This window comes from Streptomyces sp. NPDC101225 (genome assembly GCF_044767585.1).
Classification (GTDB): domain Bacteria; phylum Actinomycetota; class Actinomycetes; order Streptomycetales; family Streptomycetaceae; genus Streptomyces.
The window spans coordinates 247,121-259,926 of record NZ_JBIWOE010000004.1 but is presented as its reverse complement, the minus strand read 5'-3'; the positions used below and the strand labels follow the sequence as shown (position 1 = coordinate 259,926).

Here is a 12,806-nt window from a genome sequence, read left to right as displayed (position 1 = left end):
GGCCGTCAGCGGGTGACCGGCGCCGCGGCCATGTAGGTGCGGCGCAGGAACCGCAGCAGGGCCTTGCTCTCGAACTGCACCACCGACACGCCCTGCGGCGAGTGGAGTTCGACCACCGCCTGCACCCGTCCGCACGGCCAGACGCGGACGTCCCCGGCGCCGGCCGGGGCGCGCAGGCCCTGCTCCAGCAGCGAGCGCGAGAACGTCCACTCGTGTGTCCCGGGCAGGCCGACCCGTACCGAGCGGGGGTCCGCTTCCGGGTCGTAGCGCAGGACGACGGGGACGGACTGGTCATCCGGTATGACCGCGTCCGTGACGATGTGGGCGCGTGCGTACTGTTCGACTACAGACATCGTGAGCCCTCTCACGCTGCGTGACCTGTATGGAAGCTGTCCGTCCACCCCTTCCCAATGTCCCATATTTTCCCGATCACGCTCCCTGGCGGCGGTGCATCTCACACGCACACGCACACCATGCACGACCCCCTCGCTCTTGCAATTGGTTCGCAATAAGCATCTATCATCGAACGGTGCATGTGCCTGACGGATTCATCAACGCTCCCATCTCCGCCGTGACCGGCGTCGCCGCCGCGGGCGCGATCGCCGTGAGCCTGCGCGGCGCGCGCCGTGAACTCGACGAGCGGACGGCGCCGTTGGCCGGGCTCGTGGCCGCGTTCATCTTCGCCGTCCAGATGCTGAACTTCCCCGTCGCGGCGGGAACCAGCGGCCATCTGCTCGGCGGCGCGCTCGCGGCGATCCTCGTCGGCCCGTACACGGGCGTGCTGTGCGTGTCCGTGGTCCTGCTGATGCAGGGCATCCTCTTCGCGGACGGCGGCCTGACCGCACTCGGCGTGAACATCACGGACATGGCGCTCGTCACCACGGTCGTCGGGTACGCCGTCTTCCGCGGCCTGGTCAAGGTGCTCCCCCGTACGCGCCGCTCGGTGACCGTGGCGTCCTTCGCCGCCGCGCTGCTCTCCGTGCCCGCCGCCGCCGTGATGTTCACCTTCCTCTACGCGATCGGCGGCACCACCGACATCGCCGTCGGCAAGGTCGCCACCGCGATGATCGGGGTGCACGTCCTGATCGGCATCGGCGAGGCGGCCATCACCGCCCTCACCGTGGGCGCCGTCGTCGCCGTACGCCCCGACCTGGTGTACGGCGCGCGCGGACTGCAGCGACGGCTCAAGCTGCGGGTGAACGGCGAGCTGGTCGACGCGCCCACCGCGGCGGCGCCCGTGGCGGCCCGCGCCTCCCGCCGCGGACTGTGGGTCACCGGCCTGGTGGCCTCGCTGGTCCTCGCCGGGTTCGTCAGCTTCTACGCCTCCGCCAGCCCCGACGGCCTGGAGAAGGTCGCCCACGACCAGGGCATCGACAAGAAGGCGGGCAAGCACGCGTCGTCGGACTCCCCGCTCGCCGGCTACGGGGTCAAGGACGTCGCTGACGCCCGCCTGTCCGGGGGGCTGGCGGGCGTGATCGGCGTCGGCGTGACCGTCGTCGCGGGCAGCGGCGTGTTCTGGGCGGTGCGCAGGCGACGGAGCACGGACGCCTCGCCCACGGCCGTGGAGAAGGTCTGACATGGGCGCGGGGCACGCGCACCGGCTCTACCGGCACGGGCACTCGCCCGTGCACGCCCTGCCGCCGCACACCAAGCTGGCCGCGGCCTTCGCCTTCGTGGTGGTCGTGGTCTCGACGCCGCGCGAGGCGATGTGGGCGTTCGCGCTGTACGCCGTCCTGCTGGGCACCGTCGCACACCTCGCCCGCGTGCCCGCCGGATTCCTGCTCAAGCGGCTGCTGATCGAGGTGCCGTTCGTCGCGTTCGCCGTCCTGATGCCGTTCGTGGCCGAGGGCGAGCACGTCGACGTCCTGGGTCTGTCGCTGAGTGTGAACGGCCTGTGGGGCGCGTGGAACGTGCTGGCCAAGGGCACCCTGGGCGTCGCCGCGTCGGTGCTGCTGGCCGCCACCACGGAGCTGCGCGAACTCCTGCTGGGGCTGCAGCGGCTGAAGCTCCCGCCGCTGCTGGTGCAGATCGCGTCCTTCATGATCCGCTACGGCGACGTCATCACCGACGAGATGCGGCGGATGCGGATCGCGCGGGAATCGCGCGGGTTCGAGGCGCGCGGCGTCCGCCACTGGGGCGTGCTCGCGAAGTCGGCCGGCGCCCTGTTCATCCGCTCCTACGAACGCGGGGAGCGCGTCCACCTCGCCATGGTCAGCCGCGGATACGCCGGATCGATGCCGGTGATCGACGAGGTGACCGCCTCCCGGGCGCAGTGGTCGTACGCGCTCGCCCTCCCCTTCGCCGCCCTCGTCGTCTGCCTGCTGGGATGGACCCTGTGAGTACTCCTTCGCTCGAGGTCTCCGGCCTCGCCTTCGCCTACCCCGACGGTCATCAGGCGCTGTTCGGCGTGGACTTCGCCGTCGGCCGCGGTGAGCGGGTCGCGCTGCTCGGCCCGAACGGCGCCGGCAAGACGACCCTGGTGCTGCATCTCAACGGCATCCTCACGGGCGGCGCGGGCACGGTGCGGGTGGCCGGACTGCCCGTGGACAAGCGGCACATGGCCCGCATCCGGCGCCAGGTCGGCATCGTCTTCCAGGACCCGGACGACCAGCTGTTCATGCCGACCGTCCGCGAGGACGTGGCGTTCGGCCCGGCGGCGGCCGGGCTGAAGGGGCCCGAGCTGGAGGAGCGCGTCGACCGGGCGCTCGCGCGGGTCGGCATGGCCGGGTTCAAGGACCGGCCCCCGCACCACCTCTCCTTCGGGCAGCGGCGCCGGGTGGCGGTGGCGACCGTGCTCGCCATGGAGCCGGAGATCCTCGTCCTGGACGAGCCCTCCTCCAACCTCGACCCGGCCTCCCGCCGCGAACTGGCCGACATCCTGCGCTCGCTGGACGTCACGGTCCTCATGGTCACGCACGACCTGCCCTACGCCCTGGAACTGTGCCCCCGCTCCCTGATCCTGAGCGACGGCGTGATCGCGGCGGACGGGAAGACGGGCGAACTCCTCTGCGACGAGGAGCTGATGCGCGCCCACCGCCTGGAGCTGCCGTTCGGCTTCGACCCACGCTCCGTGACCATGGGTGCGTGACGCACAACACCGTCATGACGCCCCTGCCGGGCCGTCGGCGCCGGGGAATCGCAGGCCGTGTGCGGGCGTTGCCCCCACAGTCACAGGTGAACCGGAGGGATGTACGCGTGGACGTCAAGGGTGCGGTGGCCGAGGGCTTCGAGCCGGTCCGGGAAGCGTTCGCCCGCAACTTCGAGACACTGGGCGACCGCGGCGCGGCCGTGGCCGTCTACCGCGACGGGCACAAGGTCGTCGACCTGTGGGGCGGCACCAAGCACGTCGACGGCACGGGTGGTGCGCAGGCCTGGGAGCACGGCACCGCCCAGATCGTGCGCTCGGCGACCAAGGGCGTCGCCGCCGCCGCGCTCCTCCTGCTGCAGCAGCGCGGCGAACTGGACCTGGACGCGCCGGTCGGCACCTACTGGCCGGAGTTCAAGGCGGCGGGCAAGGAGCGCACGCGGGTGTGGCACCTCCTCGCGCACCGCGCCGGCGTCCCCGCGCTCGACCGTCCGCTGACGCCCGCCGAGGCCCTCGACCCCGTCCTCGGCGCCGAGGCCGTCGCGGCGCAGGCACCGGCGTGGGAGCCCGGCACGGACCACGGGTACCACGCGCAGACGTACAGCTGGCTGACGGGTGAGCTGGTGCGGCGGGTCACCGGCCGCGGGATCGGCGAGTGGATCGCGGACGAGATCGCCGCACCGGCCGGCGCGGACCTGTGGCTGGGGCTGCCCGCGTCCGAGGCGGCGCGGGCGGGCCGGGTGGGCAAGGTCGAGCCGCCCGCGGACCCGCACGGCCTCAGGACCCGCCCCAGGCGCGCCGTCGCCGAGGCCTACGCGGACCCGGACTCCCTGACCTGCCGGGCCTTCGCCGCGATCACCCCCCTGCCGGACGAGAACGACCCCGCCTACCGCGCCGCCGCCCTGCCGGCCTCCAACGGCATCGCCACGGCGCAGGGCCTGGCCCGCTTCTACGCCTCCCTGATCGGCGAGGTGGACGGCGGCAGGCGGCTGTTCACCCCGGAGACGGCCGAGCTGGCGCGCGGCGAGCGCAGCACGGGAGCGGACCGCGTGCTCGTCGTCCCCACCCGGTTCGGCCTCGGCTACATGCTGCACGGGGCGGCGTCCCCCCTGCTCTCCCCCACCTCCTTCGGCCACCCGGGCCGCGGCGGCGCCCTGGGCTTCGCCGACCCCGCCTCGGGCATCGCCTTCGGCTACGTCACCAACGGATTCCGCAAGAGCGTGACGGCGGACCCGCGGGCGCAGGCGCTGGTCCGCGCCGTGCACGCCGCGATATCCGCGTGAGCGGACCGGTGCAGGCGCGGCTCAGACGTTGATCGAGTGCGAGGTCCGCCCCGACGCCGAGTCGATCTCCCCGTGCGCCTTGGTCAGCAGCTGCATGGCGAGTTCGTTGAGCGCCCGCGCGCCCGCGATCTCCTCGCCCACCCGCGGCTGATTGGCATCGGAGTCGTGCCGGCTCGCGCGGCCGTGGGCCCGGATCTCGCTGCCGTCGGACAGGCGCACCATCGCGACCGCACGGGTGTGCTGGTCGTCCTCCTGGAATTCCAGCTCGACATGCCATCCCACTGCGGTGTGCATCATGACGATCACCTCCGGAAGACCTGCTTCCAGGGTGCTCCTCGGCGGCCCGCGGCGCCTACCCGGCGTGCAGCATCAGCCCGATCCCGGCGACCAGCAGCCCGGCCGCCGCGACCCTCGGCGCCCCGAACCGCTCCTTGAAGAAGACGGCGCCGATCGCCGCGCCGACGATGATCGAGGACTCGCGCAGGGCCGCGACCGGTGCCAGTTCGGCCCTGGTCTGGGCCCACAGGACGAGGCCGTAGGCGAGTACGGACAGGGCGGCGCCGAGCAGGCCGAGCGGCGCGAACGGCCTGAGCACCGCGGCGGCGTCGCCCCGCCACCGGTGCAGCGCGTACGCGGGGAGCGCGATCCCCTCCAGCGCCATCAGCCAGGCGATGTAGCCGAGCGAGGAGCCGGAGGCGCGGACGCCGAGGCCGTCCACGACCGTGTAGCCGGCGATGGTCAGGCCGGTGGCGAGGGCCGCGCCGACCGCGGCCCAGTCCGGCCGGCGCCCGCGCAGTCCCCACAGGGCCACGCCCGTCAGCCCGGTGCAGGACACGGCGATCCCCGCGGCCGCCCAGCCGTCCGGCACCTCGTGGGCGAACAGGGCGGCCAGGAGCGTGACCACGAGCGGCGCGGTGCCGCGCGCGATCGGGTACGCCTGCCCGAAGTCACCGAGCCGGAAGGACCGCATGAGCAGGACGTAGTAGGCGAGGTGGATGACGGCGGAGGCGCCGAGATACGGCCAGGCGCCGGACGCGGGGAACGCCGTGAACGGCACCAGCAGCAGCCCGATGAGCATGCCGCCGCCGGCGATCAGCGTGAACCCGACCAGCTTGTCGGTGATCCGATGGGCGATCGCGTTCCAGCCGGCGTGCGTGACCGCGGCGACCAGGACGGCCGTGGCCACCAGCGGCGTCACGAGGTGCGCTCACGCACGTCCACGAGGGTGGCGCCGGCGTGGGCGACCAGGTCCTTGGGCTCCATGGGGAACACGGCGTGCGGGTTCCCGGCGGCGGCCCACACGACGTCGTGCTCCAGCAGCGAACGGTCCGCGAGGACCCGCGTCCTCGTTCGGTGCCCGAAGGGCGGTACGCCGCCGATGGCGTACCCGGTCGCCTCCCGGACGACCTCCGCCTTGGCCCGCGTGACCTTCTCCGCGCCGAGTTCCTCGCGCACCCGCTCGACGTCCACCCGCGAGGCCCCGTCCATCAGCACCAGCACCGGGACCCCGTCCGCCGCGAAGATCAGCGACTTGCAGATCTCGCTCAGCTCGCACCCGACGGCGGCGGCCGCCTCCACGGCGGTGCGGGTCGCGTCCGGGAAGCGCCGGATCCTGCTGTGCAGCTCGTCGAGCCCCAGCTCGTGCAGGGCGGCGGTGAAACGCGGATGGGCTCCGGAACTGTCCAAGGCATCGACGCTCGTCATGCACGGCACGCTAGCGGTCGGTGCACGGGGCGGGCGACCGGGTTTCGGCCGCCCCGTGCACCGGTGGGGTCTCAGGCCCCGACCAGCTCCCGGTCCTCGTCCGGGTCCGGGTCCGCGTCCGTGTGCGGCTCCTGGTCGCGCAGGCCCTCGCCCTCCACGTCCACGTTGGGCAGCGCGCGGTCCAGCCACTTCGGCAGCCACCAGGCCCGCCTGCCGAGCAGGGCCAGGACCGCCGGGACGACGGCCATACGGACGACGAAGGCGTCGAAGAAGACGGCGATCGCGAGGCCGAAGCCGATCATCTTGATCATGGACTCGCTGGAGCCGATGAAGCCGGCGAAGACCGCCATCATGATCACCGCCGCGGCCGTGACCACCCGCGCACCGTGCCTGAAGCCGGTCACGACGGCCTGGCTCGGCCGCTCGCCGTGCACGTACGCCTCCCGCATCCGGGTCACGAGGAAGACCTCGTAGTCCATCGCGAGACCGAAGACCACGCCGACCATGAAGATCGGCATCATCGACATGACCGGGCCGGTCTCCTCCACACCCAGCAGGCCGGACAGCCAGCCCCACTGGAAGACGGCCACGACCGCGCCCAGCGCCGCCGTCACCGACAGCAGGAAGCCGAGGGCCGCCTTCAGCGGGACCAGGATCGAGCGGAAGACGACGATCAGCAGCAGGAAGGCCAGGCCGACCACCAGCACCAGGTACGGGATGAGGGCGTCGTTCAGCTTCTGCGAGACGTCGATGTTCATCGCCGTCGAGCCGGTGACCAGCACCGTCGCGTCCGTGTCGGCCTTGATCCCCGCGCCCGCGCCACGGATGGAGTGGACCAGGTCCTCGGTCGTCGCCGACGACGGCTTGGAGTCGGGGATCACGGTGATCGTCGCGGTGTCGCCGGCCTTGTTGTACGTCGCCGGCGTGACCGTCGCGACGTCCTTCAGGCCCTTGATGCCGTCGGTGACCCGGGCCACCGCGGCCTTGGGGCTGTCGCTGTCCTGTGCGTCGACCACGACCATCAGCGGGCCGTTGAAGCCGGGGCCGAAGCCCTCGGACAGCAGGTCGTAGGCCCGGCGCTGCGTCGTCGACGTGGGCTGCGAGCCGTCGTCGCCCAGGCCCAGCTCCAGCGAGGCCGCCGGGACCGCCGCGGTGCCCAGGCCGAGCACGCCCAGCAGCAGGACCGCCACGGGGCGGCGTACGACGAAGCCGGCCCAGCGGGTGCCCATGTTCGGCCTGCCCTCGGCCGCCTTGCGCGCCGCGCGCCCGCCGCCGAGCAGCCTGCTCTTCTGGCCGGCCGGCTTCACCTTGCGGCCCGCGTACCCGAGCAGCGCCGGGATCATGGTCAGCGCGATCAGCACCGCGATCGCCACCGTGCCGGCGGCCGCCACGCCCATCTTGGTCAGCATCGGGATGTCGACGACGGAGAGTCCGACCAGCGCGATCACGACCGTCAGGCCCGCGAAGACCACCGCGGAGCCCGCCGTGCCGGCGGCCCGGCCGGCCGCCTCCTCCCGCGCGCGGCCCTCGGCCAGTTCGGCGCGGTAGCGGGAGACGATGAACAGGGCGTAGTCGATGCCGACCGCGAGGCCGATCATCATGGCCAGGGTGGAGGTCGTCGAGCCGAGGTCCAGCGCGTTCGCCAGCGCCGTGATCGTCGAGACGCCGATGCCCACGCCGATGAGCGCCGTCAGCAGCGGCAGTCCGGCCGCGATCAGCGAGCCGAAGGTGATGACGAGGACGACGGCGGCGATCGCGATGCCGATGACCTCGGTGGCGCCGGTCTCGGGGGTGGTCTGGAGCGCGTCGCCGCCGATCTCGACGGTCAGCCCGGTGGACCGCGCGTCCTTTCCGGCCTGTTCGAGGGCGTCCCGTGAGGCGTCCTTCAGCTCCATGCCGGAGACCTTGTACTTCACCGACGTGTAGGCGATCGTGCCGTCCTTGCTGACGGCGTGCGCCCGGTAGGGGTCGCTGACGGAGACCACCTCGGAGCCGTCGGACAGCTCCTTCACCGTCTTCTCGACGGTGGCCTTGTTGCCGGCGTCGGTCATCTTCTCGCCCGCGGGCGCCTTGAAGACGACGCGTCCGGTCGCGCCGTCGGCGCTCATCCCGGGGAAGCGCTGTTCCAGCAGGTCGAAGGCCTTCTGGGCCTCCGTGCCCGGAATGGAGAAGGAGGAGGAGCCGGCGGCGGGGGCGCTGGCCGCGCCGACGCCGGCGAGCGTCAGCAGCGCCACCCAGAACAGGACGACGAAGTGCCGTCGCCTGAAGGCGAACCGGCCGAGTTTCTGGAGGAACGTGGCCACGTGGGCGTACTCCCGGTCAGGTCGTGGGGTCGATCAGGGCAGGGGTGATCAGCCCGGCGGGGAGGCAGGGATGACCGACCCGACGACTTGAGCGGTGACGTCAGGTACTCGGAAAGGTGGTGAGGGTGCGGGGAGTTGTCAGGCGCCGAGGGCGGGGAGCACCACGGCGTCGATGTACGAGAGCAGGAACTCCTGCGTCGGCGGCTGCTCGTCGATGAGGCTGCGCGCGGCGAACCCGCCGATCATCATGTGCATCACGTAGTCGATCGCGGGGTTGTCGGCGCGCACCTCGCCCCGGTCGATCGCCCGCTGCAGCACACGGCGGAACTCCGCCATCTCCGGCTCGATCAGATGCTCCTTGAACGCCTTCAGGAGATCAGGGCTGCCGTGCACCGCCATGGCCAGGCCCCGCATCAGCGCGGAGTTCTGCTCCATCTGGCAGTCGTCCGAGCGCAGCGTGAGGGCGTGCAGGTCGCCCTTGAGCGAGCCGGTGTCGATGTCGGCGAAGCCGCCGGGCTTGTTGTGCCGCACCGCCTTCGCGACCAGCTCGGCCTTGCCGCCCCACTGGCGGTAGAGCGTCGCCTTGCTGGACCGCGTACGGGCCGCCACGGCGTCCATGGTGAGGGCGTCGTAGCCGACTTCCCTGAGCAGGTCGAGCACGGCCTCGTACAGCTCGGCCTCTCGCTCGGGCGTGATGCGACTGCGACGCGTCGTCGCGACCTCAGTCATGCCACTCACCTTCCGGCTCGGGGTGCGTCGTGTTCGTACTGCATCGAAGATACCCCCAAAGATAGCGAAACGAAACCGTTTCGTACGTGCGGTGGGTCACGTAGGTGAAGGGCCCGTAAAGAACGGCCGCAAGAAAGACCCCGCAAGACCCGTCGCACGAGTTGCCCGGCCCCATCCGGCGGAAAAGCATGGGGAGGTGAGCTATCTGCGCCTGCCGCACCTGAGCGGCGACCTGTTGTGCTTCGTGGCCGAGGACGACCTCTGGCTGGCCCCCCTCGACGGTGAGGGCCGTGCCTGGCGCCTCACCGTCGACCGGACGAAGATCGGTCATCCGCGCTTCTCGCCGGACGGCCGCCACATCGCGTACACGAGCTGGCGGAGCCTGGTCCCCGAGATCCACCTGGTGCCCGTCGAGGGCGGACCGGGCCGGCAGCTCACCTACTGGGGATCGCCCGACACGCAGGTGTGCGGCTGGAGTCCCGGCGGCGCGGACCGCGGCGGCACCATCCTCGCCGTCGCCTCCCACGGCGAGCCCTTCTCCTACTTCACCTGGGCCTACAAGGTCTCCCCCGACGGCACTCCCGGCCGCAAGCTGCCCTGGGGCCCGGTCTCCGACATCCAGGTCGCCGGCCTCGAAGGGGAGCGCAGGACGCTGCTGCTCACCGGCACCCCGCCGCACGAGCCGGCCTCCTGGAAGCGCTACCGGGGCGGCGCCATGGGCCGCCTGTGGCTGCACGGCGAGCGTCTGCTGGCCGACCTGGAGGGCCATCTGTCCTCCCCCGTGTTCGCCGGCGGCCGGATCGCCTTCCTCTCCGACCACGAGGGCGTCGGCAACCTCTACTCCTGCGCCCACGACGGCTCCGGCCTGCGCCGGCACACCGACCACGACGCCTTCTACGCCCGGCACGCCTCCAGCGACGGCACCCGGGTGGTGTACCAGTGCGCCGGCGACCTGTGGATCGTGGACGACCTCGCGGCCGACTCCGCACCGCGCCGCCTGGACGTCCGGCTCGGCGGGCCGCGCGCGGGACGGCGCAGGTACCAGGTACCGGCCGCCGAGCACGTGGACGGCATCTCGGTGGACGAGACGGGCCGGGCGAGCGCCGTCGTGGTCCGCGGCAGCCTGTACTGGCTGACCCACCGCGACGGACCGGCCCGCACCCTCACCGACACCCCGGGCGTACGGGTCCGGCTGCCGGAGACGCTGGGCGCGTCGGGGCGGGTGGCGTACGTGACGGACGCGGAGGGCGAGGACGCGATCGAGATCGCCCAGCTGCCGCGGGCGACGGGTCACCGCGAGCCGCGCCGGCTGGCCTCCGGCAAGCTGGGCCGGGTCCTGGAGCTGGTCTCCGACCCCCAGGGCGAGCGCCTCGCGATCGCCTCCCACGACGGACGGCTGCTGCTGCTCTCCGTGTCCGCCGACGCGGACGCGACCGCCGCCGAGGGAACGCGGGAGACCGACACGGACGCCCACGAAGGCACCGGGCAGGCCGACACGACCGCCGCCGAGGGGTCACGAGCGACCGGCGCGGACACCACCGAACGAACACACCAGGCCCACACGGCGTCCGCCGAAGGAACACGCCAGGCCCACACGGACGCCGCCGAGGGAAGGCAGCAGGCCCACGCGGCGTCCGGCGAAGGGGCCCCGGACCCGGACGGCGAGGTGACCGAGCTGATCCGCTCGGCCAACGGTCCGGTGCGCGACCTCGCGTTCTCGCCGGACGGCGCCTGGCTGACCTGGTCGCACCCGGGGATCGGCCGCTCGCTCCGGCAGATCAAGATGGCCCGGATCCCGAACGCCGGCGAGCGGCTGGTCGTCGACGTCACCGACGGCCGCTTCGAGGACGAGAACCCGGTGTTCACCCGGGACGGCCGCTATCTCGCCTTCCTGTCCTGGCGCGGCTTCGACCCCGTCTACGACGTCCACACCGGCGACCTCTCCTTCCCGCTCGGCTGCCGCCCCTACCTGGTGCCGCTGAACTCGGCCACCCCCTCCCCCTTCGCGCTGAACCCGGAGGGCCGCCCGGCCGCCGGCGGCCTGGACCCGGTGGAGAACGAGTCGGGCGGCGACGGCGCGGTGACCGTCGAGGTCGAGGGCCTGGAGAGCCGGGTCACCCCCTTCCCGGTCACCGCCTCCAAGTACTCGGCCCTGCACCCGGTGGCGGGCGGCGGCCTGGTCTGGCTGCGCTGGCCGATCTCGGGCGCGCTCGGCGAGACCTTCGCCAACCCGGACGACACCACCGGGCGGCCGACCCTCGAACACTTCGGCATCAGCAAGGCGAAGAAGGCCGAACTCGTCGACCACCTGGACTGGTTCGCGGTCAGCGGCGACGGCAGCCGGCTGGTCGTGGTCGACGAGGGCGACCTGCGCGCCACCCCCTCCACCGAGTCCGGCGACGGCGACACGACGGTCTGGATCGACCTGCGCCGCATCCTGCACGAGGTCGACCCGCCCGCCGAGTGGCGCCAGTCGTACGAGGAGGCGGGCCGCCTCATCCGCGCCTACTTCTGGGAGCCGGGAATGGGCGGCGTCGACTGGGACGCGATCCTCGCCCAGTACCGGCCGCTGGTCGAACGGGTCGCCTCCCCCGACGACTTCGCCGACCTCCTGCGCGAGGTGCTCGGCGAACTGGGCACCTCGCACGCCTACGTCTCCGCCGCGCGCCGCAACGAGGGACCGCCGCACTACCAGCGCCGGCAGGGCCTGCTCGGCGCCAACCTCGTGCGGCGGGACGGAGGCTGGGTGGTCAGGCGGATCCTGCCGGGCGACTCGTCCGACTCCAAGGCGCGCTCGCCGCTGGCGGGCACGGGCATCCGGGAGGGCTCCGTGCTCACCCACGTCGACGGCCGCCCGGTGGACCCGGTGGCGGGCCCCTACCCGCTGCTGGCCGGCTCGGGCGGCACGACGGTGGAGCTCACGTTCCGGCCCGCGGAGGACGCCTCGGGCCGTGCGCGCCGCGTGGCCGTCGTCCCGCTCGTCGACGAACGGCCGCTGCGCTATCAGGACTGGGTGGCCAAACGCCGTGCGGTGGTACGCGAGTTGAGCGGCGGCCGGTGCGGCTATCTGCACATCCCGGACATGGGCGGCTCCGGCTGGGCCCAGTTCAACCGGGACCTGCGGATGGAGATGTCGCGGGCCGCCCTGATCGTCGACGTGCGCGGCAACGCGGGCGGCCACATCAGCGAGTTGGTGGTCGAGAAGCTGACCCGCAGGATCCTGGGCTGGGACCTGACGCGCAACGCCCAGCCGGTGTCGTACGCCTCCGACGCGCCACGCGGCCCGGTGGTCGCGCTCGCCGACGAGGCGACGTCCTCCGACGGCGACATGATCACCGCCGCCTTCAAACTCCTCGGCCTGGGACCGGTGATCGGCCAGCGCACCTGGGGCGGTGTCGTCGGCATGACCGGCCGCCACACCCTGGGCGACGGCACGGTGATCACCGTCCCGATGAACGCGGCCTGGTTCGACGCCTACGGCTGGGGCGTGGAGAACAAGGGCGTCACGCCGGACGTGGAGGTCCTGCGTGACCCGCTGGACTGGGCGGAGGGCCGTCACGTGGAGATGGACCACGCCGTCCAGCTCGCCGTCGACCTGCTGGAGTCGATCCCCCCGGCCACGCCCCCGGACCACAGCGACGTACCGGACCGGTCCCGCCCCAAACTGCCGCCGCGGAACGGTTCCTGACGGGGCGCGGGGAA

11 protein-coding genes are annotated in these 12,806 nt (G+C 72.7%); 5 read left to right on the top strand and 6 right to left on the bottom strand.

The features are described 5' to 3' along the window. Window positions 1–5 precede the first annotated feature (5 nt). Entirely contained in the window at window positions 6–353 is a 348-nt protein-coding gene (locus ACIRPX_RS08015) for an SsgA family sporulation/cell division regulator (RefSeq protein WP_404189879.1), read from the bottom strand. 176 nt (window positions 354–529) lie between these two features. Between ACIRPX_RS08015 and ACIRPX_RS08010 the strand changes: the two genes are divergently transcribed. The 4 genes from ACIRPX_RS08010 to ACIRPX_RS07995 all read left to right on the top strand — a co-directional run bounded on the left by ACIRPX_RS08010 (window position 530) and on the right by ACIRPX_RS07995 (window position 4,368). Beyond that, window positions 530–1,576: an energy-coupling factor ABC transporter permease gene (locus tag ACIRPX_RS08010; protein WP_404189877.1), complete on the top strand. Its 1,047-nt coding sequence runs from the start codon at window positions 530–532 to the stop codon at window positions 1,574–1,576. A gap of 1 nt (window position 1,577) precedes the next feature. Continuing rightward, the gene (gene cbiQ, locus ACIRPX_RS08005; protein WP_404189874.1) at window positions 1,578–2,339 is read left to right on the top strand and encodes a cobalt ECF transporter T component CbiQ; all 762 of its coding nucleotides are present in this window, start codon (window positions 1,578–1,580) and stop codon (window positions 2,337–2,339) included. Further along, complete coding sequence (locus ACIRPX_RS08000; RefSeq protein WP_404189872.1) at window positions 2,327–3,088, top strand: energy-coupling factor ABC transporter ATP-binding protein; 762 nt, start codon at window positions 2,327–2,329, stop codon at window positions 3,086–3,088. The genes cbiQ and ACIRPX_RS08000 overlap by 13 nt, the downstream gene beginning before the upstream one ends. A 107-nt stretch (window positions 3,089–3,195) precedes the next feature. Further along, the gene (locus tag ACIRPX_RS07995; protein WP_404189869.1) at window positions 3,196–4,368 is read left to right on the top strand and encodes a serine hydrolase domain-containing protein; all 1,173 of its coding nucleotides are present in this window, start codon (window positions 3,196–3,198) and stop codon (window positions 4,366–4,368) included. Between the two features lie 21 nt (window positions 4,369–4,389). Here ACIRPX_RS07995 and ACIRPX_RS07990 read toward each other — a convergent pair whose 3' ends face one another. The 5 genes from ACIRPX_RS07990 to ACIRPX_RS07970 all read right to left on the bottom strand — a co-directional run bounded on the left by ACIRPX_RS07990 (window position 4,390) and on the right by ACIRPX_RS07970 (window position 9,104). Then, entirely contained in the window at window positions 4,390–4,665 is a 276-nt protein-coding gene (locus tag ACIRPX_RS07990; RefSeq protein ID WP_404189866.1) for a DUF1876 domain-containing protein, read from the bottom strand. A 55-nt stretch (window positions 4,666–4,720) separates the two neighbouring features. Beyond that, the gene (locus ACIRPX_RS07985; RefSeq protein ID WP_404189863.1) at window positions 4,721–5,566 is read right to left on the bottom strand and encodes an EamA family transporter; all 846 of its coding nucleotides are present in this window, start codon (window positions 5,564–5,566) and stop codon (window positions 4,721–4,723) included. Then, a complete protein-coding gene (locus ACIRPX_RS07980) occupies window positions 5,563–6,072 on the bottom strand; it encodes a YbaK/EbsC family protein (RefSeq protein WP_404189860.1) in 510 nt (169 codons plus the stop codon). The genes ACIRPX_RS07985 and ACIRPX_RS07980 overlap by 4 nt, the downstream gene beginning before the upstream one ends. 71 nt (window positions 6,073–6,143) lie before the next feature. Beyond that, on the bottom strand, window positions 6,144–8,375 hold the full coding sequence (locus ACIRPX_RS07975) for an MMPL family transporter (RefSeq protein WP_404189858.1): 2,232 nt from the start codon (window positions 8,373–8,375) through the stop codon (window positions 6,144–6,146). Between the two features lie 138 nt (window positions 8,376–8,513). Beyond that, window positions 8,514–9,104 (bottom strand): TetR/AcrR family transcriptional regulator, encoded by a 591-nt coding sequence (locus ACIRPX_RS07970; RefSeq protein WP_404189855.1) that lies wholly within the window; start codon window positions 9,102–9,104, stop codon window positions 8,514–8,516. Window positions 9,105–9,300: 196 nt separating this feature from the next. Between ACIRPX_RS07970 and ACIRPX_RS07965 the strand changes: the two genes are divergently transcribed. Then, entirely contained in the window at window positions 9,301–12,792 is a 3,492-nt protein-coding gene (locus ACIRPX_RS07965) for a S41 family peptidase (protein ID WP_404189852.1), read from the top strand. The last annotated feature ends 14 nt before the right edge of the window (window positions 12,793–12,806 follow it).

Bases quoted from the DNA above. Each gene is read 5' to 3' on its own strand.
- ACIRPX_RS08015 (WP_404189879.1), bottom strand. From the start codon at position 353: ATGTCTGTAGTCGAACAGTACGCACGCGCCCACATCGTCACGGACGCG.
- cbiQ (WP_404189874.1), top strand. From the start codon at position 1,578: ATGGGCGCGGGGCACGCGCACCGGCTCTACCGGCACGGGCACTCGCCC.
- ACIRPX_RS08000 (WP_404189872.1), top strand. From the start codon at position 2,327: ATGGACCCTGTGAGTACTCCTTCGCTCGAGGTCTCCGGCCTCGCCTTC.
- ACIRPX_RS07990 (WP_404189866.1), bottom strand. From the start codon at position 4,665: ATGATGCACACCGCAGTGGGATGGCATGTCGAGCTGGAATTCCAGGAG.
- ACIRPX_RS07980 (WP_404189860.1), bottom strand. From the start codon at position 6,072: ATGACGAGCGTCGATGCCTTGGACAGTTCCGGAGCCCATCCGCGTTTC.
- ACIRPX_RS07970 (WP_404189855.1), bottom strand. From the start codon at position 9,104: ATGACTGAGGTCGCGACGACGCGTCGCAGTCGCATCACGCCCGAGCGA.